Here is a 20,696-nt window from a genome sequence, read left to right on the forward strand (position 1 = left end):
ATCGCTTGAATCAGGTCTGGATATTCCGTTTGAAGGAACGGCCAGCAAATTTTCAAGCGCTTTCGGCAGGGTCTTGGGAAGGATTGATCAGCCTTCAGGCCTTTTTGTCTTCACCAATCAGCAGTCGGGTGTCTGACAGGTACATGTGCGGAGGCACTTCCAGGTTATCGGGAGCGGGCTTGTTTTTGTAGACGCGGCCAGCGATGTCGAAGGTGGAGCCATGGCAGGGGCAAAGGAAGCCGCCCGCCCAGTCGTCAGGCAGCGAGGGCTGGGCGCCGGGCTGGAACTTGTCGGACGGCGAGCAGCCCAGGTGCGAGCAGATGCCCACCACCACCAGCGTTTCGGGCTTGATGGAACGGTTTTCGTTGCGGGCGTATGCGGGGGTCAACTCATCCGGCTTGCGCTCGGACTTGGGGTCGGCCAGCAGGGCATCGACTTTGGGCAGGGAGGCGAGCTGCTCGGGCGTGCGCTTGACAATCCACACCGGTTTACCGCGCCACTCGACCGTGATTTTCTCGCCGGGCTTGATGCCGGAAATATCAACTTCAACGGCCGCACCGGCGGCCTTGGCACGCTCGGACGGTTGAAAACTGCTTACAAAGGGAACGGCAACAGCGGCAGCGCCAGCGGTGCCTGCAACGGCCGTGGCCACGAGCCAGTTTCTTTTATCTTTATCTACAGGAGCGCCGTGCGGCACTGCGTTCACGCTTGCTTGGGTCATGAGAGTCCTTCAAGAACTGGCTTGAAAAAGGCATAGTGGGGTCAACCCGCAATTGTAGCGGAGCGCGAACGCGTTTTTCAAGGCGGTGGCAGTTGGTCCGGCTTGCCGCCGCCCGTGCCGGGCTGTTTCAGCCATGGGTGGGAACGGGACGCGATTTCTTCCAGCCAGACGAGGTACGGCGCCCAGGATCAGGTCCAGCCTTCATAATGCCTTTTCGACAATCGCAAGGGGCGATCGGCAAGCGTTCACCAACAACAGGAGTAGCACATGGGAATGATGCAGGAATTCAGGGAATTTGCCGTGAAAGGCAACGTGATTGATCTGGCTGTGGGCGTGATCATCGGCGCGGCATTCGGCAAAATTGTCGAATCGGTGGTGGGCGACCTGATCATGCCGGTGGTGGGCGCGGTGGTCGGGAAACTGGATTTTTCCAACCTGTTTGTGGTGATGGGCAGTGTGCCGCCGGGCACCGTGATGACACTGGACGCCCTGAAAAAAGCCGGCGTACCGGTGCTGGCCTATGGCAACTTCATCACCGTCGCGGTCAACTTTGCCATCCTGGCTTTCATCATTTTCCTGATGGTCAAGCAGATCAACCGGCTCAAACGCAGCCAAACCCCGCCTGCGGCGCCCGCAGCACCGCCTGAAGACGTCGTGCTGCTGCGCGAAATTCGCGACAGCCTGAAAAAATAAGCTCCTGCGAACCCTGCCGCAGGGTTCTGCGCCAAGTCGCCATTTCGCCATTTCGCCATCTATTTGATAGCTTGATGGATTGATTTCTGTCGGACCGGTAGCGGTTTTGCGGCGCGTTCCGTCAGGCAGCCAGCTGGCGCGCCATGCGGACGGCGGCCAGCAAGCTTGCGGCGTCGGCACGCCCGGTCCCGGCAATGTCAAACGCGGTGCCGTGATCCGGACTGGTGCGCACCAGCGGCAGGCCCAGCGTCACGTTGACGCCCTGCTCCACCCCCAGGTATTTCACCGGGATCAGCCCCTGGTCGTGGTACATCGCGACCACCACATCAAACTCCCCGGGCTTTGCAGGCGTACGGCGGGCTCGCATGAAGACGGTGTCGGGAGCGAAGGGTCCGCTCACCTCCAGGCCCTCCGCACGCGCGGCCGCAATAGCCGGCGCGATGACGGCCTGCTCCTCGGTGCCGAACAGCCCGCCCTCGCCGGCATGCGGATTCAGCCCTGCCACGGCGATGCGGGGAGGCCGGCCCAGGCTGGCGCCCACAGCCTGGTGGGTGATGCGCAGGGTTTGCAGCACATTGTCAAAAGTCACGGCCTCGATGGCGTGCCGGAGCGACATGTGAATGCTCACCAGCACGGTTTTCAGCTCATCATTGGCCAGCATCATGCGCACCGGCACCTCGCGCACCGGCTTGCCCAGGAAGGCCGCGGCCTCGGCCTGGAGCAGTTCCGTGTGGCCCGGAAAATTCGCCACCCAGCCACCGGCCGCGGCCAGGGCTTCCTTGTGGATCGGCGCCGTCACCATGCCAGCCGCCTCGCCCGCCAGCACCGCGCGGGCCGCCCAGACAATGCAATCGGCCGCAGCTTTTCCAGCCAGATCATTCACCCGCCCAAAGGGGACGGGCGTTTTCAGCTCACATTTTTGCAGCACTCCAATGCAATTGGGCGGAACGGAGGGCGCGTCGGCCAGCGCCGCGAGTTCAGCCACCGGCAAGGCCAGGGGTGAAGCCACCAGTGCGGCGGCGCGGCGCAGCGTGGCCACATCGCCCACGACCACGCAGCCGGCCATCCCCGTGGGCGATTCGCCAAACGCCCTGGCGATGATTTCCGGGCCGATACCGGCGGCATCGCCCATCGTGATGAGCAGGGGCTTGTCATGCATGGTGGTCAGGGGAAGGGAAAAGGGAGAGAGAAGGACTGGGGCCAAAAAATCAGGCCGGGTTGTCGATGTCGATGAACTGGTGGGCCAGGCCCAGTTGCGCTGCCACGTGCGCGGCCACGGCCGGCGCGCCGTAGCGCTCGGAGGCATGGTGGCCGCAGGCGATGAAGGCCACGCCCATCTCCCGCGCATAGTGGGCCTGCGGCTCGGAAATCTCGCCCGTGATAAAGGCATCGGCACCCGCCGCAATCGCGGCTTCAAAGTAGCCCTGTGCGCCGCCGCTGCACCACGCTATGTTTTTTATAGCATCATGCGGCCGACCTTCAATAACGACAGGCCGATTCACCACCTTTTTGACGTGCTCGGCCAGGGCATCTGCGCTGGCAAAGCTGCCGCCATCGGCCCGCCCGCCCATAAAGCCCAGGTCCTGCTCGCCGAACCGCGCCGTCGCCTGCAACCCAAGCCGCGCGCCCAGCTGCGCATTGTTGCCAAGCTCCGGGTGCGCATCCAGCGGCAGGTGGTAGGCGAACAGGTTGATGTCATGGGCCAGCAGCAGCGCCAGTCGCGGCTTCATCCAGCCCGTGACACGGCCGTCATGGCCCCGCCAGAACAGGCCGTGGTGCACGAAGATGGCATCGGCCTGCGCTGCAATGGCGGCCTCGATCAGCGCGCGGCTGGCGGTGACGCCCGAGACGATTTTGTCAATCTGCGCCCGCCCCTCCACCTGCAGGCCGTTGGGGCCGTAGTCCTTGAAGCGGGCGGGCTGCAGCAGTGCATCAAACGCCTGCAGCAAATCCTGTCGGGTGGTAGTCATGGGCTGATTGTCTCAGCTACTGCGCGCAGCGGCATCCCGCCCGGCCCCCATCCGGACCTCGCCCAAACCACCCCGGGAGCCCGCACGGACCGTTGCACGCCAAAACGGCCCCGGAAGCAGCCCTGGAAATGCCGGCTTGAGGGACAATATGACCAGTGAGCAGGCGCTTAACCGGCGGTCGGCAATACATCTGGCTTTGGGACACCCCGTTCACCACCTTCCACCCTCACCTTCTACCCACCTTTTTCCCCATGAAGCGCACCTGGCTCCTGTTTTCCCAGACCGTCACTGTCCTGCTGGCCGCCTACTTTGTCGTGGCAACGCTCAAACCGCAGTGGCTGGGTACCTCCGTCGGTGGGGTATCCGTGATCGAGGCACCGGCCAGCATCGTGCCGCGCGGCGCCGGACCCGCCGGCAGCTTCAGTTCGGCCGCCAAAATCGCCTCGGCAGCGGTGGTCAGCATCAACACCAGCAAGGCCGCCGTCAAAAACCCGCATGCTGACGATCCGTGGTTCAAGTTTTTCTTCGGCGACCAGGGCCGTATCGAACCGCAGGGTGGCTTGGGTAGCGGCGTCATCATCAGCGCCTCGGGCTACATCCTGACCAACAACCACGTGGTCGAAGGTGCTGACGAGATCGAGGTCATCCTCAACGACACGCGCAAGGCCAAGGCCCAGGTGATAGGCACCGACCCCGACACCGATCTGGCCATTCTCAAGATCGACCTGGACAAGCTGCCCATCATTGTGCTGGGCAACTCCGACGCGCTGCAGGTGGGCGACCCAGTGCTGGCCATTGGCAACCCTTTCGGCGTGGGCCAGACCGTGACCGGCGGCATCGTGAGCGCCCTCGGGCGCAACCAGCTCGGCATCAACACCTTCGAGAACTTCATCCAGACCGATGCCGCCATCAACCCCGGCAATTCAGGCGGGGCACTGGTTGACGTGAACGGCCACCTGATGGGCATCAACACCGCTATTTACTCGCGCTCGGGCGGCTCCATGGGCATCGGCTTTGCCATACCGGTGTCAACGGCCAAGCAGGTGCTGGAGGGCATCGTGAAAGACGGCCAGGTCACGCGCGGCTGGATAGGCGTGGAGCCGCAGGAGCTCAACACCGAATTGGCCGAAACCTTCAACATCAAGCCCGCAGCCCTGAAGAACGGTGGGGTGATCATCACGGGCGTGCTGCAGAACGGCCCGGCCGCGCAGGCCGGCATCCAGCCCGGCGACGTGATCACTGCGGTCAACGGCAAGTCCGTGAGCAATGTGAGCCAGCTGCTGACCGCCGTGGCAGCCCTCAAGCCCGGCACGCCGGCACCCCTGACCGTGCTGCGCCAGGATCGCCAGACCGACATTGCAGTCACACCGGGCAAGCGCCAGCGACCCAAAGTACAGCGCTGAGGGATCAGCCGGGTGCAAGCGCCGAGGGCTGGCGGGAGGCTTTGTGCCCATGGGCAAGCCGACGAATGCACGACTGATTTATAGCGGAAGACGCGCATTGGGAGGGGAGCTGCGCGATGGAAGCTATATTGCCCGCCACCGGGCCGGCGCGCAGCCTCAGGGCTTGGCAGCTTCCGTTTCGCTGTCCGCGTCGGGTGCCTTGGTGTGCTTGACAAACACCTGCGCGGCCACAATGCCAATTTCATAGAGCCCACCCACCACCATCAGCAGCATGATCATCGAGCCCGCATCAGGCGGCGTGACCAGCGCCGTGCCAATGGCGGCAATCACCCAGAAATAGCCGCGGTATTCGCGCAGCTGGGCCACACTCAGCACGCCCATGCGCACCAGCAGGATCACGGCGATGGGCACCTCGAAAGCCAGGCCAAAGGCCAGGAACATGCCCAGCACGAAATTGAGGTATTCCTCAATGTCAGGTGCGGCGGTGATTGACTTGGGTGCAAAGCTCTGGATGAAGCGAAACACCTGGCCAAAGACAAAGTAGTAGCAAAACGCCACGCCCACAAAAAACAGCAGAGTGCTGGAGATCACCAGCGGCATGACCAGCTTTTTCTCGTGCGAATACAGGCCGGGCGCGACAAAGGCCCATACCTGGTAAAGCACCACCGGCAGCGCAATCATGAACGCGGCCATGAACAGTATCTTGATGGGCACCACAAACGGCGAGATGACGTTGGTGGCAATCAGCGTGGCCCCCTTGGGCAAGGTGGCCACCAGCGGCGCGGCCAATATGTCATACAACGCGCCGGGCCCCGGAAACAGCGCCAGGATAGCAGCGGCGACGCCGATCGCAATCACCGCCTTGATCATCCGGTCGCGCAACTCCATGAGGTGCTGAACAAAAGGCTGTTCAGTCCCTGCAAGTTCGTCGGGTTTGTCGGGTTTGTCGGGTTTATCAGTGTTGTGATCGCTCATGAAGGGAGTTTGCGCTGGATGAAGGGCGCCGCAATGCGCGGAAAGAGAAGAAGACCGGAACGATCAAAAAGAGGAGGAGCGCCCGGACTGTGGACGAAAACGTGCCACGCGGGCGGCGCCAGACTGCGCCTTGGTCCGCACGCCGGACCGAGCCTTGTACCACTGCGGAGTAGCGCCGGCTTTCAGCCGCCAGTTCTTTTTCGGGTGCTTGTATTCGGGAAAGACCACCATGCCGGGCAACTCGTCAGTAGCGGGTGACGCGGCAGTGCCCGTGGCTTCAGACCATGACTTTTCAAAATCACTGGCATTCGTCTGGATCGAGTTTTCGACGTCGCGGGCGGCGCCCTCCACCGTGTCTTTCATTTTCTTGAGCTCGTCGAGCTCCATGGACCGGTTGACCTCCTGCTTGACGTCGGCCACGTAGCGCTGCGCCTTGCCCAGCAGCGTCCCCACCGTGCGCGCCACGCGCGGCAGCTTTTCGGGGCCGATCACAATCAGCGCCACCGCACCGATCAACGCAATTTTTGAAACGCCGAGATCAATCATGCGGGCAGTCGAGGGTCAATCCGGCCGCCGGGCCGCCCCAACGCTGGCTGCGCCCCCTCGGGGAGCAACGCAGCACGCGAAGCCGCAAGTGGGGGACCAACATTTTTCAAGACTTCTGCTTGGCTTCGACGTCGATGGTGGTTTTGTCTGCAGCTTTGTCGACGGCTTGCGCGTTTGTGACCTGACCAACAGGTTTTTCGTCAGTGGCAGACTGCCCGCCGTCTTTCATGCCGTCCTTGAAGCCTTTGACCGCGCCGCCGAGGTCGCTGCCCATGTTTCTGAGTTTTTTGGTGCCGAACACCATCACCACGATCAACAGCACGATCAGCCAGTGCCAAATGGAAAGTCCACCCATGTTTTACTCCTAATCTGTAATTGCAGGTTTTGTCGGTTTGCAGACAACTGTAGTCATTCTAAATGCCCCACCTGCCCGGGCACCTATTACACACATTGACCTGCGGGTTAGAGGCCGGATCCCGCGCGAGGTTCCAGATTGTCTGACCCCGCCTGCCCGGCCCGCCGGTATTTTTCAGTTTACTTTTTGCTACCCCTTGAGCCACGGCCGGGGCCCGCCGATCACATGGAAATGCAGGTGATGGACTTCCTGGCCCCCTTCGGCGCCCGTATTGGTCAAAATGCGGAAACCGCCTGCAGGGTAGGGATTGCAACCCAGTTCCATGGCCAGCCGGGGCGCCAGCACCATCATGCGTCCCAGCACCCCTTCATGCTCGGGCCCCACCTGCGCCATGGACGGGATATGCACCTTGGGGATGATGAGGAAATGTACCGGCGCCCAGGGGTGGATGTCATGAAACGCGAACAGTTCGTCGTCTTCATACACCTTGCGGCTGGGAATGGCGCCTGCGGCAATTTTGCAGAAAATGCAGTTGTCAGAGTGGCTCATGCGATGGGTGAGGGGTCGGGAGAGTTTTTTGGGGAAGCGCGGCTACCGGAATCAGGACGGCCGCTGGCTGTTAAAGCGCATCCAGCCCTTGATGCAGCGGTACAGGTACCAGAGCCAGACAATGCCGTAAGCGATCGCACCGGGCAAAAACAGCAGCAGCCACAAGGGCGACAGCAGGACCAGCCACAGCAGCGTCCACCAGAACGTACGGATCATGTAGTTGTGATGGTCGACATAGAGCGCATCCGTCTCGTCGGCCCGCCGGATGTAGTTGGCAATGAGCGCGATGACAGCAAACACGCCGCCGCTGAACCAGGCCAGCGTGTGCAGGCCATACAGCACATGCATGAAGAGGCGATCGCCGCTGCTCTTGATTTCAAATTCGGCCAGATCAGTTTCCAAAGTTGGACCTCCACTCAGCAGGGAAAGGTGGCGGAAAATTCCGGAGAAAATCAGGTCTTTTCAGCCGCATCGCGATTTTGCGCCTTGCGCAACGCTTTTTCCTCGATGCCGCTGGTGCCCTCGCGGCGCTCCAGTTCGGCGATCACGTCGGCAGGCTGCAGGCCGTAATGGGCCAGCGCGATCATGCTGTGAAACCACAGGTCAGCCACCTCGCCGACCAGCTTGGCCCGCAACTCCGGGGTCGGGCCGCCATGGTCCAAATCCTTGGCGGCCATCACGGTCTCGGTGGCTTCTTCGCCAATTTTTTTCAGGAAGGCGTCGGGGCCCTTGTGCAGCAGGCGCGCCACATAGCTGGTGCCAGGGTCGCCGCCATTGGCCGGTTTACGGCTTTCGATGATCTGCGCCAGGCGCCGGAGGGAATCGTTGGAGGACATGCGTGGTACGGTTAGGGCTATTTGTAGATGCTGCCGGGATCTTTCAAGACCGGCTCGGTCACGATCCACTGGCCGTCTTTGTAGAGATGGAAAAAGCAGCTGTGGCGGCCGGTGTGGCAGGCAATGCCGGGCTCGTGGCCGAGTTGCGTGACCTTGAGCAAAATCACGTCGTTGTCGCAGTCCAGGCGAATCTCATGCACGGTCTGCAGGTGACCGGACTCTTCGCCCTTGTGCCACAGGCGCCCGCGCGAGCGGCTGTAGTACACCGCCTGCCCCAACTCGGCGGTCTTTTGCAGTGCCTCGCGATTCATCCAGGCAAACATGAGCACATCGCCGCTGGAAGCTTCCTGCGCGATGACCGGGATCAGGCCTTTTTCATCCCAGCTGACTTCGTCTAACCAGTTCATGGGTCTATTGTCGGGGATTTGAATACTTCAGGAGATTGCAACACAAAACCTTCCAGGCCAGGACATCGCGGGGCCGGCTTGGCCGGACCGCAGATGTCGCCCCAGCAGGGGGGAAGGTGTAGCGACACGCAGTGCGCGAAGCCTGCGGGGGTTGCGTCACATTCTGACCGGAATACCGCGCCTGGCCATGTGCTGCTTGGCCTGCTGCACCGTGTATTCACCGTAGTGGAAAATGCTGGCCGCCAGCACCGCGTCAGCGCCCCCCAGCTGGATGCCGTCAGCCAGATGGTCCAGGTTGCCAACGCCGCCCGAGGCAATCACCGGCACAGTCACGGCGTCGCTGACCGCACGGGTCAGGGCCAGGTCAAACCCCGACTTGGTGCCGTCACGGTCCATGCTGGTCAGCAGAATTTCGCCGGCGCCGCGTCGCGCCATCTCGGTGGCCCAGGCCACGGCGTCGAGCCCGGTGTTCTTGCGCCCGCCATGGCTGTAGACGTCCCAGCCGGGGCCGCGGGTTTTGGCGTCTTCTTCACTGCGCCGCTTGGCGTCGATGGCCACCACGATGCACTGCGCGCCGTATTTGGCCGAGGCGTCCTCAATCACCTGCGGGTTGGCCAGTGCGGCCGAATTAAAGCTGGTCTTGTCGGCCCCGGCATTGAGCAGGCGCCGCACGTCTTCCACCGTGCGTACGCCGCCGCCCACGGTGAGCGGAATGAACACCTGCGAGGCCACGGCTTCGATGATGGGCAGGATCAGGTCGCGCCCGTCGCTGGTGGCGGTGATGTCCAGGAAGGTGAGCTCATCCGCGCCCTGGTCGTTGTAGCGCGCGGCAATTTCCACCGGGTCGCCGGCATCGCGCAGCTCGACAAAGTTGACGCCCTTGACCACACGGCCGCCGGTAACGTCTAGGCAGGGAATGATTCGTTTGGCTAACATAAGCCCCCACGGTTGCCCACTTCGTGTGGCGCCCTGCTCCCCGAGGGGGCCGCTGCGCCTGCGGCCCGGCGAAGCCGGTTCCGCGGCCCTGGCCGGAATACCAAACCGTCATGCGCGTCCACTACAGCCCCTCTGCACAACCTGCCACTCGTTGCAGCGCTCATCCGTTCAGCTCATCCGCTCTGGCCTGCGCCGCGGCAAAGTCCAGATCACCGCTGTAAATGGAGCGGCCGCAGATCACGCCTTCAACGCCTTCTTCTTCGACGTCGCACAGCGCTTCGATATCAGCCATGTTCGACAGGCCGCCGGAGGCGATCACCGGGATCGTCAGCGCCTGCGCGAGCCTGACGGTCGCTTCAATGTTGATACCGCTGAGCATGCCGTCGCGGCCGATGTCGGTATAGATGATGGACTCGACGCCGTAGTCCTGAAATTTCTTGCCCAGGTCAATCACCTCATGGCCGGTGAGCTTGCTCCAGCCGTCCGTGGCGACCTTGCCGTCCTTGGCATCCAGGCCGACGATGATGTGGCCGCCAAAGGCGGTGCAGGCATCCTGGAGGAAACCGGGGTTCTTGACCGCGGCCGTTCCGATGATCACGTAGCGCAGGCCGGCGTCCAGATAACGCTCGATGGTGTCGAGGTCGCGAATGCCGCCGCCGAGTTGCACATCGATCTCGCTGCCGACTTCGGTCAGGATTTTCTTGATGGCCGCCTCGTTTTTGGGCTTGCCGGCAAAGGCGCCATTCAGGTCCACCAGGTGCAGGCGGCGTGCGCCCTTGTCGACCCAGCTGCGCGCCATGGCCGCCGGGTCTTCGCTGAAGATGGTGGATTGATCCATGTCGCCTTGTTTGAGGCGAACGCAGTGACCATCTTTCAGGTCAATCGCGGGAATAAGTAGCATGTTGCAGTAAGAGGAAAACAGGTTACGGGGTTAACAAAGACCTGGAAATTTTGACGAATCGCGCTGCTGCCCGGCAGCCTTCAGGGCTTCCAGTGCAGGAAATTACGGTACAGGGCCAGTCCGTGGTCGGCACTTTTCTCGGGGTGGAACTGGGTGGCAAAAATATTATCGCGTGCAATCGCCGCCGTAAAGCGGCCACCATAGTCCGCTTCTCCGGCGATGTGGCGCGCATCCGACGGACGGGCATAAAAGCTGTGAACGAAGTAAAAATAGGCACCGTCCGGCACACCAGCCCAGATCGGGTGCTGGATCGAGGCCGGGCGCCACACCTGGTTCCAGCCCATTTGCGGCACCTTGTAGCGGCTGCCGTCGGGCTGGATCTGCCCGACCAGGTCGAACTTGACGACTTCGCCGGGGATCAGGCCCAAGCCGGGCGTTGCAACACCGGCGGCCCCCTCATGGCTGCTGTCCAACAGCATCTGCATGCCCACGCACACGCCGAACAGGGGCTTGTGCGCGGCGGCGTGCAATACCGCATCCTTCAGGCCGGATTCAGCCAGGGCACGCATGCAGTCAGGCATGGCCCCCTGGCCCGGCAGTACCACGCGCTCGGCGTCCAGCACGTCCTGCGCACGCGAGGTGACCAATACCTCATAGCCGCTGCCCTGAGACACATGCTGGACGGCTTGCGACACCGAACGCAGGTTGCCCGAGCCGTAGTCGACGACCGCCACTCTTTTCACATTAGACATTCATCGATATTTGCTACGAATTCAGGAGCTGATAACGCCCATTCTACTGAGGCAACAAGCCAAAAACAGGGTAAATGCAATTCCATGGCGCGCCGGCGGCTAGAGCGAGCCCTTGGTCGACGGAATCACGCCCGCCGCACGCGGGTCGATTTCCAGCGCCATGCGCAGCGCCCGGGCGAAAGCCTTGAACACGGTTTCGGCCTGATGGTGGGCGTTGTCGCCGCGCAGGTTGTCAATGTGCAGTGTCACAAATGCATGGTTCGCGAAGCCCTGGAAGAACTCGTAGGCAAGCTGGCTGTCGAAGGTGCCTATCATGCCGCTCTTGAAGGGCACATGCATCTCCAGGCCCGGGCGGCCTGAGAAATCGATCACCACGCGCGACAGCGCCTCGTCCAGCGGCACATAGGCGTGGCCATAGCGGCGCAGGCCTTTTTTGTCCCCTACGGCCTGGGCCACGGCCTGCCCGAAGGTGATGCCGACGTCTTCCACCGTGTGGTGGCCGTCAATGTGCAGGTCGCCCTTGGCCTGGATGTCCAGGTCAATCAGGCCGTGCCGGGCGATCTGGTCCAGCATGTGGTCGAAAAAGCCGATGCCCGTCGACAGGCTGGACTTGCCCGTGCCGTCCAGGTTGAGCTTGACGGTGATCTGGGTCTCGGCAGTGTTGCGCGAGACTTCCGCCTTGCGCGGGGCCGGGGTCTGAGCAGTGGGAGGGGTGGTCATAGGGATTTTTCAAGCGCCGCCAGCATTTGCGTATTCTCGTCCGCGGTGCCGACGGTCAGGCGCAAACAATTGGCCAGCAATGGATGCATTTTAGAAACGTTTTTGACCAGCACATGGCGCGACTTCATGCCTTCAAAGGTTTTGGCTGCATCGGGCACCCGCACCAGGATCATGTTGGCGTCGCTTTTCCAGGCCTTGACGCCCTTCATGGCCGCCAGCGCGTCCAGCAGCATGGTGCGCTGCGCGACCAGGGCCGCGGCCTGCCCGGCGAACACTTCCCGGTGCTCCAGCGCAAACAGCGCGCACTCGTAATTGAGCACGCTGATGTTGTAGGGCGGGCGCACCTTGTCGATTTCGGCAATCAGGGCCTTCGGGCCCATCATGTAGCCGATGCGCACACCGGCCAGGCCAAACTTGCTGAGGGTACGCATCAGCAGCACATGGCCGTGTCTGGTAATGCGGTCGATATAGCTTTTGCTGGAAAACGGCTGGTAGGCCTCGTCCATCACCACCAGACCGGGCGCTGCGGCGATGATTTTCTCAATGACGGCATCGTCCCACAGGTTGGCGGTGGGGTTGTTCGGGTAGGCCAGGTAAATGATGGACGGCCGGTGCTCGGCGATGGCGGCCAGCATGGCAGCTTCGTCGAGCTCAAAGTCAGCCGTCAGCGGCACGCCAATGAATTTGAGGCCCTGCAGCTGCGCGCTCATGCCGTACATCACAAAGCCCGGCAGCGGCGCCAGAATGGAACCGCCTTCCACGTCGCAGGCCATGGCGAGCAGCGAAATCAGCTCATCCGAGCCATTGCCCAGCATGATGTCAAAGCCCTCAGGCATCCGGGCGTAGTCTGCCAGGGCCTGGCGCAGGTCGTTGACGCGGCCGTCGGGGTAGCGGTTCAGCGCCAGCGCACCCAGCCGCTGCCCGAGATGGGCCTGCAGCGCGGCCGGCAGCCGATGCGGGTTTTCCATTGCGTCGAGCTTGACCATGCCAACGGAGTCCTGAATGGCATAGGCATGCATGGACTGAACGTCCTGGCGAATCAGCTGTTTGAACTTCGGGTCCAGCGCGGTCATTTATTCACTTTCATCTCGGGTACGGTGTGCAGGCGAAACTCGGCGGCGCGGGCATGCGCCTGCAGGCCTTCGCCATAGGCCAGTTCAGCGGCAATCCTGCCCAGTGTCTGGGCACCCTGCTCGCTCACTTCGATCAGGCTGGAGCGTTTCTGGAAGTCGTAGACGCCCAGCGGACTGGAAAAGCGCGCCGTTCCGCTGGTAGGCAGTACGTGGTTGGGGCCGGCGCAGTAGTCGCCCAGCGACTCGCTGGTGTAGGCACCCAGGAAGATGGCGCCGGCGTGCTTGAGCAAGGGCTCCCATTCATGCGGCTGGCTGCTGGAGACTTCCAGGTGCTCGGGCGCAATGCGGTTGCTGATGGCGCAGGCCTCTTCCATGCTGCGGGTATGGATCAGCACACCCCGGCCGTTGAGCGATTTGGCAATGATCTCGGCGCGCGGCATGGCGGGCAGCAGGCGGTTGAGGGCTTCGTGCACCTTGTCGATGTAGGCCGCATCCGGACACAGCAAAATGCTTTGCGCCATTTCATCGTGTTCGGCCTGGCTGAACAAATCCATGGCCACCCAGTCGGCGGGGGTGCTGCCGTCGGCCAGCACCAGGATTTCGGAAGGGCCGGCAATCATGTCGATCCCCACCGTGCCGAAGACGCGGCGCTTGGCCGCGGCCACGTAGGCATTGCCGGGGCCGGTGATCTTGTCGACCGCGGGAATGGTGGAAGTACCGTAGGCCAGCGCAGCCACGGCCTGCGCGCCGCCAATGGTGAAGGCGCGCGTCACGCCGGCCACATGGGCGGCCGCCAGCACCAGCGGGTTTTTCTCGCCCTTGGGCGTGGGCACGACCATGATGATTTCGCCGACGCCGGCCACGTGGGCGGGAATGGCGTTCATCAATACCGATGAGGGGTAAGCCGCCTTGCCGCCAGGCACATAGATGCCGACACGGTCCAGCGGTGTGACCTTCTGGCCGAGCAAGGTGCCGTCTTCGTCACGGTAGCTCCAGCCTTCGCCATTGGCCTTCTTCTGAGCCTCGTGGTAGCTGCGCACACGGCGGGCCGCGGCCTGCAAGGCATCGCGCTGGGCTACGGGAATCGCATCAAACGCGGCCTTCAGCTCGGCCTGGCTGAGCTCCAGCGCGCTCATGGCCGCGACATTCAGGCCGTCAAACCGCGCGGTGTACTCAAGCACCGCGGAATCGCCGCGCCGCTGCACGTCCAAAAGGATGTCGGCCACCCGCTGCTCTATGGCCGCATCGGCCTCGGCAGACCAGTGCAGGCGTGCCTTGAATTCAGCGTCAAAAGTGCTGGAAGTGGTCGAAAGACGTGCGGGACTGGCTACTAAACTCATAGCATTCTTTGCGGACTATTGCGTGATGACCGAGGAAAAGGCGTCAATCAGCTTGCGGATGGGCGCCTGCTTCAGTTTGAGGGCGGTCTGGTTGACCACCAGATGCGAGCTGATGTCCATGATGCGCTCGACCTCGATCAGGTGGTTGGCCTTGAGCGTGCTGCCGGTTGAGACCAGGTCGACGATGGCGTCGGCCAGGCCGGTGAGCGGCGCCAGTTCCATGCTGCCGTAGAGCTTGATCAAATCCACGTGCACGCCCTTGGAGGCGAAGAAGTCGCGGGCAATGGCCACGTACTTGGTTGCCACTTTCAGGCGCGAGCCCTGCTTCACCGCGGCGGCATAGTCAAAGCCTTCGCGCACGGCCACGCTGACGCGGCATTTGGCAATTTGCAGGTCCAGCGGCTGGTACAGGCCCTGGCTGCCGGACTCCAGCAGGGTGTCCTTGCCGACCACGCCCAGGTCCGCGCCGCCGTACTGCACATAAGTAGGCACATCCGTGGCGCGCACCAGCACCACGCGCAAATCGGGCTGGTTGGTCCGCAGGATCAGCTTGCGCGATTTTTCAGGATCGTCCAGCACTTCGACACCCGCCGTCCGAAGCAGCGGCAGGATGTCATCGAAAATACGGCCTTTGGAAAGTGCGAGCGTGATCACGGTGATGCTTTCAAAGAATTGGGAGGCTTGGCAAGCCCTGTAGTAGCAAGTTCAAGCCGCAGGGCCGGCTTTGCCGGACTGCAGGCGGGCGGCCCCCTCGGGGGGCAGCGTAGTACGCGAAGCGACAAGCGTGGGGGCTCACGTCTTCACCCGTTCTATGTCCGCACCGATGCCGCGCAATTTGGCCTCCATCTGGTCGTAGCCGCGGTCCAGGTGGTAAATGCGGTCCACCAGGGTTTCGCCTTCGGCCACCAGGCCGGCGATCACCAGGCTGGCGGAAGCCCGCAGGTCGGTGGCCATGACGGTGGCGCCGGAAAGCTTTTCCACACCTTCCATGACGGCAACCTTGCCTTCGATCTGGATCTTCGCGCCCAGGCGCACCATCTCGTTGACGTGCATGAAGCGGTTTTCGAAAATCGTCTCGGTCACCGTGCTGCTGCCCTGCGCAATGGCATTGAGCGCCATGAACTGGGCCTGCATGTCGGTCGGGAACCCGGGGTATTCGGTGGTACGGAAGGACTGGGCCTTCATGCGACCCTGCGCCTGGATACGGATGAATCCCTCGCCGGCCGTGATGGTGGCGCCCGCCTCACGCAGCTTGTCGATGACCGCATCGAGGTGGTCGGCCCGGCCATGCCGGAGCACCACATCGCCGCCCGCAGCGGCCACCGCACACAAAAAGGTGCCGGTTTCAATGCGGTCGGCCACCACCTGGTGGGTACAGCCATGCAGGCGCTCCACGCCCTGGATGCGGATGCGGCGGCTGCCGTGACCCTCGATCTTCGCGCCCATCTTGATCAGCATGTCGGCCAGGTCACCGATTTCAGGCTCCTGCGCCGCGTTTTCAAGAATGGTTTCGCCCTCGGCCAGGCTGGCTGCCATCAAAAAGTTCTCGGTGCCGGTGACGGTCACCATGTCGGTGGTGATGCTGACACCCTTGAGGCGCTTTTGACCCGCAGGAAGTTTGGCAATCATGTAGCCGTGCTCGACCACGATCTCGGCACCCATGGCCTGCAGGCCCTTGATGTGCTGGTCCACCGGCCGGGAGCCAATGGCGCAGCCGCCCGGCAGCGACACCGTGGCTTCGCCAAAGCGCGCCAGCAGCGGACCCAGCGCCAGCACGGAGGCGCGCATGGTCTTCACCAGTTCATAGGGCGCTTCGGGCGAGCTCAAGGCGCCGGCATGGAGGGTGACGGTTCCCGGTACATGCGTGCTGCGTTCGGCTTCCACGCCCATATTGCGGATCAGCTTGAGCATGGTGGCCACGTCCTGCAGGCGCGGCACATTCTCCAGCGTCACAGTGTCTGCCGTGAGGAGCGCCGCGCACAACTCCGGGAGGGCGGCATTTTTGGCGCCCGAAATATCGACGGTGCCGGCGAGCGATCTGCCGCCCTTGATGAGTAGTTTGTCCATGCGTCTTTAGTCTGCTGCTTGGTTTGCGTTGTTGGCTGCCCACTCCGCGGGCGTGTAGGTTTTCATGGACAGGGCATGCACTTCGTCGGTTTGCAGCCGCCCGCCCAGCGTGGCATACACACGCTGGTGGCGCTGGATCAGGCGCTGGCCCTCAAACGCACTGGAGACAATGGTGGCGTACCAGTGCCGGCCGTCGCCGGAAAGCTCGATGTGCTCACAAGGCAGGCCTGCGGCAATGATGGTTTGGAGTTCTTCGCTGGTCATACAAGGTTTCAAAAAAGAGTTCGCAGTGCAGGGCCTCGAGAGCTACACGCAGTGAGCGAACGTGGGGGCTCCTCACCCCAGCAGGGGCCGCGGGACTGGCTTTGCCAGACCACAGGCGCAGCGGCCCCCTCGGGGGGCAGCGCATTACACGAAGTGAAAAGCGTGGGGGTCATATTTCTTCTAGTGCCTGATTTTGTAGCCGGTGCGCAGCATATTGACCGCCACCGCGCTGACGATCAGCAACGCGGCCAGCACGATCCCCAGGCTCAGCCAGGGCGACACATCGCTGACGCCGAAAAATCCGTAGCGAAAACCGTCAATCATGTAGAAAAACGGGTTCAGGTGGCTGACCTTTTGCCAGAACGGCGGCAGTGAATGAATCGAGTAAAACACACCGCTCAGGAAAGTCATGGGCATGATGACGAAATTCTGGAAAGCCGCCATCTGGTCGAATTTTTCAGACCATAGCCCCGCAATCACACCCAAGGCACCCAGCATGGCGGCGCCCAGCACCGAAAACAGCACAATCCACCATGGTGCCACAAAGCCGGGCTGGCCAAAAAGCACGGTGACGGCAAACACACCGGCGCCGACCAGCAGGCCGCGAGCAATCGAGGAGCCTACATAGGCAAAAAACCAGTGCCAGTGCGACAGTGGCGTGAGCAGCACAAACACCAGGCTGCCCATGATCTTGCTCTGGATCAGCGACGACGAGCTGTTGGCAAATGCGTTTTGCAGCACGCTCATCATCACCAGGCCCGGCACCAGAAACGCGGTGTAACTCACCTGGTCGTACACCTTCACCTGGTCCTGCAACACATGCCCAAAAATCAGCATGTAGAGCACGGCGGTCAGGACAGGCGCACCCACAGTCTGAAAGCCGACCTTCCAGAAGCGCAGGACTTCCTTGTAAAAAAGGGTCTGCCAGCCGGTCATACTTTGGCCCCCACGCTTGTCACTTCGTGTACTGCGCTGCCCCCCGAGGGGGCGCTGCGCCTGCGGCCCGGCAAAGCCGGTTCCGCGGCCCCTGCTGGAATGGTCTTGGCCCCCACGCTCTCCACTGCGTGTAGCTCTCGAGGCCCTGCGGGCCGCAGCTCGCCAGACGCTTCGCCTCTGTCGCCTGTCCAAACCTGCTCAAGCAGGTTTGGAGCCACAGGCTCCAGCGCCTCGGGGGCTGTGCTGGCTTGGGGCGGCCCAGCGCGGCGCACTGTGGCCCCCACGCTTTTCGCTTCGCGCAATGCGCCTCGCATGTTCATACTGCGACTCCCGTCAGGTTCAGTTCGACAGGCTCTTCCACGACTTTTTCCGCCATCACGTCGAGAAATACATCTTCCAGGTCGGCCTTGCGGATTTCCACATCTTTGGCCACCAGCCCGGCCTCGCGAATGGCCGCCAGGTATTGTTCGATCTCATGGGCACTGTTAGCGGGAAACTGCACGATACGGCCGGTGATTCTGGCCTGACGCGCCAGCTGCGGAGGCAACTCGCTGTCAATCTTGAAGCGCAGGACATTCGACGAAGCCGCCTCCAGCAGCTCCGAGGTAGGCGCCAGCGCCACCACCCGTCCCTGCTTGAGCATGGCAATGCGGCTGCACAGCGCCTCGGCCTCTTCGAGGTAGTGCGTGGTCAGCAACACGGTGCTGCCCTGCCTGTTGAGTTTGGCGATGAACTGCCAGAGGGTCTGGCGCAACTCCACATCAACCCCGGCAGTGGGCTCGTCCAGCACAATCACCGGCGGTTTGTGGACCAGCGCCTGCGCCACCAGCACACGGCGCTTCATGCCGCCTGACAGCTGGCGCATGTTGGCATCGGCCTTGTCAGCCAGCCCGAGACTGGCCAGCAACTCGTCAATCCAGGCATCGTTATGCTTGATGCCGAAATAGCCCGACTGGATGCGCAGCGCTTCGCGCACCGTGAAAAAGGGGTCAAACACCAGCTCCTGGGGCACTACGCCGAGTTTGCGCCGCGCATTGGCGTAATCGGTCACGACATCGCAGCCGTGCACCTTGACAGTGCCGCTGCTGGCCCGCGAGAGGCCGGCCAGAATACTGATGAGTGTGGTTTTTCCTGCGCCGTTAGGGCCCAGCAAGCCGAAAAACTCCCCTTGCCGGATGTCAAAGCTTACGTCGTCAAGCGCCCGGACCACAGGGCCGGTCTGATTTCGCGCGGATGAGTAGGTTTTGGAGACTGACTGGAATGAAATAGCTGGCATGAGCCCATCATTTTAAGGGCTGACGCTTTTTTCTCACGCCCGACCGCTGGAAGGCCCCGCGCAGCGCATGAGACGCCAGCAGAAAGCTGGAAAATCCGGCCTCAGGCTGCGGCAGGAATCAGGTCAGCTACCCCATAGAGCCGGGCCAGCTGTCCCAGGCGCGCCGGCGCACCGCGCACCGCGAACGCCTTGCCCACGGCCAGGGCCTCGCGCCGGCACGCCAGCAAAACCGCCAGCGCCGAAGAGTCAAACTCCTGCAACGCGCTGGCGTCGGCCACCACTTCCGCCGTCTGGGACAGAACGGCCTGCTTCAGCCCGCCCGTGAATTCGGCCGCCACGGCATGCGTCAGGACAGAAGGCAGGGTCAACATGGCAGACGATGCGTTCAGGATTTCTTTTCGCTCGCGTTGGACTTGTTGCGCTGCGCCAGCGACGCGATCAGGCCATCCACACCCTTGGCGCTGATTTCCTGGGCGAACTGGGTGCGGTAGGTTTCCACCAGCCACACGCCCAGCACATTGAGGTCATAGATTTTCCAGCCCGCAGCGGTTTTCTCCATCCGGTAGTCCAGTTGAATCGGGTCGCCGCGTCCAAGCACTTCCGTGCGCACAATCACCTCGGTATCAGCCGCCTCTGCCCGCAAGGGCTTGACGCTGAGCGACTGATCCCTGACTTGTGACAATGCGCCGGAGTATGTGCGGATCAGCAAGGTCTTGAACTCTTCCTGCAGACGGCTTTTCTGCTCCGGGGTGGCCTGGCGCCAGTTGCGGCCGACAGCGGAGGCTGTCATGCGCGTGAAGTTCACATTGGGCATGATCTTGCTGTCAACCAGCGAGATCACCTTGCTCATATCGCCGGCCTGCACCGACTTGTCAGCCTTGATGCTGTCCAGCACATCCGTCGAGACGCGCTTGATCAGCGCATCAGGGGCCTCGTCGGCAGCGTGAACGAAAGAGGCAGGCGCAAGCAGCGCCAGGCTGAGGGTGGCGGTCAAGAGTTGGCCAAGGGTTCTACGGTTCATGGTTTTCCTTCGGTAGAGAAACAGTGCCTGACAGCGACCTGCACGGCAACTCATGCATAGCCACTTCTGCCAAACAGTGATTCAGTAGCTATTTTCCGTGTTTGTTCGGGGCTAAAGATGAAGTTGTACAGCAGTCTTGTAAATCTTGTTTACATGGGCTCTTTGGCTCTTTTCTTTGGCTCTTTAATTCGCAGGCGCCGGAGCGGATGCGGTGGATGCCTGATCCGCGGGAGCCTCCGGCAGGTCGTAGCGCTCTTCTTTCTCGGCTGCCGCACCGCGAATCAGGTTGCGACGGCGCTGTAGATAGATGTCGCGGGAAAAACTGTATTTATCAAGCGCAGCCTCGTCCAGCAGGGTGCCCGCGCCCAGCAGGTTGGCCCGCAGGTCCACAGCACGCAAGGCGATCAGGGAGTTGCGAACCGAGACATCGCTCGTCCGGCTCACCAGATCCCCCTGAACATCAACAAGCGAGCCCACGGAATCACGCACGGTGGAGGGCCCCAGCAGAGGCAGCACCACATAGGGACCGGAGGCTACGCCCCAATAACCCAGGGTCTGACCAAAATCCTCGCTGTGTTTGGGAATCCCCAGGTCGCTGGCAACGTCGAAAATGCCGCCCAAGCCCCACAAGGTATTGACCGTGACGCGAAAAAGGCTGTCAGTGGCCTCTTCAGGCTTGGCCTGCAGCACGTTGTTGAACAGCGACCATACATCCGAGATATTGCCAAAAAAACTGTTGACGGCGGTGCGGATGGGTGCGGGTGTAACGTCCCGGTAGGCAGTCGCTACCGGCTTGACGAGGGCGCGGTCGACACCGTCGTTGAAATTGAACATCGCCCGGTTGAACGGCTCCAGCGGATCGGCCGGGTTGGCATTCGGTCCGGTTGCGCAACCCTGCAGCGCCAGCGTCATGGCAGCTACAGCCCACCACAGGGGCCATTTCATCGTGATTCGT

General features: G+C 62.3%; 26 protein-coding genes. 2 read left to right on the forward strand and 24 right to left on the reverse strand.

The features are described 5' to 3' along the window. Positions 1-94: 94 nt before the first annotated feature. Entirely contained in the window at positions 95-721 is a 627-nt protein-coding gene (gene petA / locus AC1DUR_RS07415) for a ubiquinol-cytochrome c reductase iron-sulfur subunit (RefSeq protein WP_477717727.1), read from the reverse strand. A 267-nt stretch (positions 722-988) separates the two neighbouring features. On the opposite strand from petA, the gene mscL reads away from it, so the two are divergent. Next, the gene (gene mscL / locus AC1DUR_RS07420; RefSeq protein ID WP_332774990.1) at positions 989-1,414 is read left to right on the forward strand and encodes a large conductance mechanosensitive channel protein MscL; all 426 of its coding nucleotides are present in this window, start codon (positions 989-991) and stop codon (positions 1,412-1,414) included. A gap of 121 nt (positions 1,415-1,535) precedes the next feature. Here mscL and pdxA read toward each other — a convergent pair whose 3' ends face one another. Continuing rightward, the gene (gene pdxA / locus AC1DUR_RS07425) at positions 1,536-2,573 is read right to left on the reverse strand and encodes a 4-hydroxythreonine-4-phosphate dehydrogenase PdxA (RefSeq protein ID WP_477717726.1); all 1,038 of its coding nucleotides are present in this window, start codon (positions 2,571-2,573) and stop codon (positions 1,536-1,538) included. Positions 2,574-2,622: 49 nt separating this feature from the next. Then, positions 2,623-3,384: a Nif3-like dinuclear metal center hexameric protein gene (locus tag AC1DUR_RS07430; protein ID WP_477717725.1), complete on the reverse strand. Its 762-nt coding sequence runs from the start codon at positions 3,382-3,384 to the stop codon at positions 2,623-2,625. A gap of 251 nt (positions 3,385-3,635) precedes the next feature. Here AC1DUR_RS07430 and AC1DUR_RS07435 point away from each other — a divergent pair, with 251 nt between their 5' ends. Then, positions 3,636-4,787 (forward strand): S1C family serine protease, encoded by a 1,152-nt coding sequence (locus tag AC1DUR_RS07435; protein WP_477717724.1) that lies wholly within the window; start codon positions 3,636-3,638, stop codon positions 4,785-4,787. A gap of 156 nt (positions 4,788-4,943) precedes the next feature. Here AC1DUR_RS07435 and tatC read toward each other — a convergent pair whose 3' ends face one another. The 21 genes from tatC to AC1DUR_RS07540 form a co-directional block, all read right to left on the reverse strand. After that, entirely contained in the window at positions 4,944-5,762 is an 819-nt protein-coding gene (gene tatC, locus AC1DUR_RS07440; RefSeq protein WP_477717723.1) for a twin-arginine translocase subunit TatC, read from the reverse strand. Positions 5,763-5,825: 63 nt separating this feature from the next. Beyond that, positions 5,826-6,308: a Sec-independent protein translocase protein TatB gene (tatB, locus tag AC1DUR_RS07445; RefSeq protein ID WP_477717722.1), complete on the reverse strand. Its 483-nt coding sequence runs from the start codon at positions 6,306-6,308 to the stop codon at positions 5,826-5,828. A gap of 106 nt (positions 6,309-6,414) precedes the next feature. Then, the gene (tatA, locus tag AC1DUR_RS07450; RefSeq protein ID WP_477717721.1) at positions 6,415-6,663 is read right to left on the reverse strand and encodes a Sec-independent protein translocase subunit TatA; all 249 of its coding nucleotides are present in this window, start codon (positions 6,661-6,663) and stop codon (positions 6,415-6,417) included. A 189-nt stretch (positions 6,664-6,852) separates the two neighbouring features. Beyond that, complete coding sequence (locus AC1DUR_RS07455) at positions 6,853-7,212, reverse strand: histidine triad nucleotide-binding protein (RefSeq protein WP_477717720.1); 360 nt, start codon at positions 7,210-7,212, stop codon at positions 6,853-6,855. 51 nt (positions 7,213-7,263) lie between these two features. After that, a complete protein-coding gene (locus AC1DUR_RS07460) occupies positions 7,264-7,614 on the reverse strand; it encodes a DUF4870 family protein (protein WP_477717719.1) in 351 nt (116 codons plus the stop codon). A gap of 50 nt (positions 7,615-7,664) precedes the next feature. Then, a complete protein-coding gene (locus AC1DUR_RS07465; protein WP_477717718.1) occupies positions 7,665-8,048 on the reverse strand; it encodes a phosphoribosyl-ATP diphosphatase in 384 nt (127 codons plus the stop codon). 17 nt (positions 8,049-8,065) lie between these two features. Further along, the gene (gene hisI / locus AC1DUR_RS07470; protein ID WP_477717717.1) at positions 8,066-8,455 is read right to left on the reverse strand and encodes a phosphoribosyl-AMP cyclohydrolase; all 390 of its coding nucleotides are present in this window, start codon (positions 8,453-8,455) and stop codon (positions 8,066-8,068) included. A gap of 156 nt (positions 8,456-8,611) precedes the next feature. Then, a complete protein-coding gene (gene hisF / locus AC1DUR_RS07475) occupies positions 8,612-9,391 on the reverse strand; it encodes an imidazole glycerol phosphate synthase subunit HisF (protein WP_477717716.1) in 780 nt (259 codons plus the stop codon). A 160-nt stretch (positions 9,392-9,551) separates the two neighbouring features. Continuing rightward, positions 9,552-10,292, reverse strand: coding sequence for a 1-(5-phosphoribosyl)-5-[(5-phosphoribosylamino)methylideneamino]imidazole-4-carboxamide isomerase (gene hisA / locus AC1DUR_RS07480; protein ID WP_444825571.1), 741 nt, complete (start codon positions 10,290-10,292; stop codon positions 9,552-9,554). Between the two features lie 80 nt (positions 10,293-10,372). Beyond that, positions 10,373-11,044: an imidazole glycerol phosphate synthase subunit HisH gene (gene hisH, locus AC1DUR_RS07485; RefSeq protein WP_477717715.1), complete on the reverse strand. Its 672-nt coding sequence runs from the start codon at positions 11,042-11,044 to the stop codon at positions 10,373-10,375. A 99-nt stretch (positions 11,045-11,143) separates the two neighbouring features. Continuing rightward, entirely contained in the window at positions 11,144-11,764 is a 621-nt protein-coding gene (hisB, locus tag AC1DUR_RS07490) for an imidazoleglycerol-phosphate dehydratase HisB (RefSeq protein WP_477717714.1), read from the reverse strand. Next, positions 11,761-12,837, reverse strand: a complete 1,077-nt coding sequence (gene hisC / locus AC1DUR_RS07495; protein ID WP_477717713.1) for a histidinol-phosphate transaminase — start codon at positions 12,835-12,837, stop codon at positions 11,761-11,763. The genes hisB and hisC overlap by 4 nt, the downstream gene beginning before the upstream one ends. Beyond that, entirely contained in the window at positions 12,834-14,177 is a 1,344-nt protein-coding gene (gene hisD / locus AC1DUR_RS07500) for a histidinol dehydrogenase (RefSeq protein ID WP_477717712.1), read from the reverse strand. Before hisD ends, hisC begins: the two co-directional genes overlap by 4 nt. 15 nt (positions 14,178-14,192) lie before the next feature. Beyond that, positions 14,193-14,831 (reverse strand): ATP phosphoribosyltransferase, encoded by a 639-nt coding sequence (gene hisG, locus AC1DUR_RS07505; RefSeq protein WP_477717711.1) that lies wholly within the window; start codon positions 14,829-14,831, stop codon positions 14,193-14,195. A gap of 138 nt (positions 14,832-14,969) precedes the next feature. Next, positions 14,970-16,244, reverse strand: coding sequence for a UDP-N-acetylglucosamine 1-carboxyvinyltransferase (gene murA / locus AC1DUR_RS07510; RefSeq protein ID WP_477717710.1), 1,275 nt, complete (start codon positions 16,242-16,244; stop codon positions 14,970-14,972). 6 nt (positions 16,245-16,250) lie between these two features. Continuing rightward, positions 16,251-16,508, reverse strand: coding sequence for a BolA family protein (locus tag AC1DUR_RS07515; RefSeq protein WP_477717709.1), 258 nt, complete (start codon positions 16,506-16,508; stop codon positions 16,251-16,253). Between the two features lie 180 nt (positions 16,509-16,688). Then, positions 16,689-17,444, reverse strand: a complete 756-nt coding sequence (locus AC1DUR_RS07520) for an ABC transporter permease (RefSeq protein ID WP_477717708.1) — start codon at positions 17,442-17,444, stop codon at positions 16,689-16,691. Positions 17,445-17,760: 316 nt separating this feature from the next. After that, positions 17,761-18,720 carry an ABC transporter ATP-binding protein gene (locus tag AC1DUR_RS07525; protein WP_477717707.1) on the reverse strand — a complete coding sequence of 320 codons (960 nt, stop codon included), beginning with the start codon at positions 18,718-18,720 and terminating at the stop codon, positions 17,761-17,763. A gap of 101 nt (positions 18,721-18,821) precedes the next feature. Continuing rightward, positions 18,822-19,091 carry an STAS domain-containing protein gene (locus tag AC1DUR_RS07530; protein ID WP_477717706.1) on the reverse strand — a complete coding sequence of 90 codons (270 nt, stop codon included), beginning with the start codon at positions 19,089-19,091 and terminating at the stop codon, positions 18,822-18,824. Positions 19,092-19,105: 14 nt separating this feature from the next. Then, positions 19,106-19,741: an MlaC/ttg2D family ABC transporter substrate-binding protein gene (locus tag AC1DUR_RS07535; protein ID WP_477717705.1), complete on the reverse strand. Its 636-nt coding sequence runs from the start codon at positions 19,739-19,741 to the stop codon at positions 19,106-19,108. Between the two features lie 183 nt (positions 19,742-19,924). Next, positions 19,925-20,686 carry an MlaA family lipoprotein gene (locus AC1DUR_RS07540; RefSeq protein ID WP_477717704.1) on the reverse strand — a complete coding sequence of 254 codons (762 nt, stop codon included), beginning with the start codon at positions 20,684-20,686 and terminating at the stop codon, positions 19,925-19,927. Between the last annotated feature and the right edge of the window lie 10 nt (positions 20,687-20,696).

The sequence above is a fragment of the Polaromonas sp. P4_F4 genome (genome assembly GCF_056401355.1).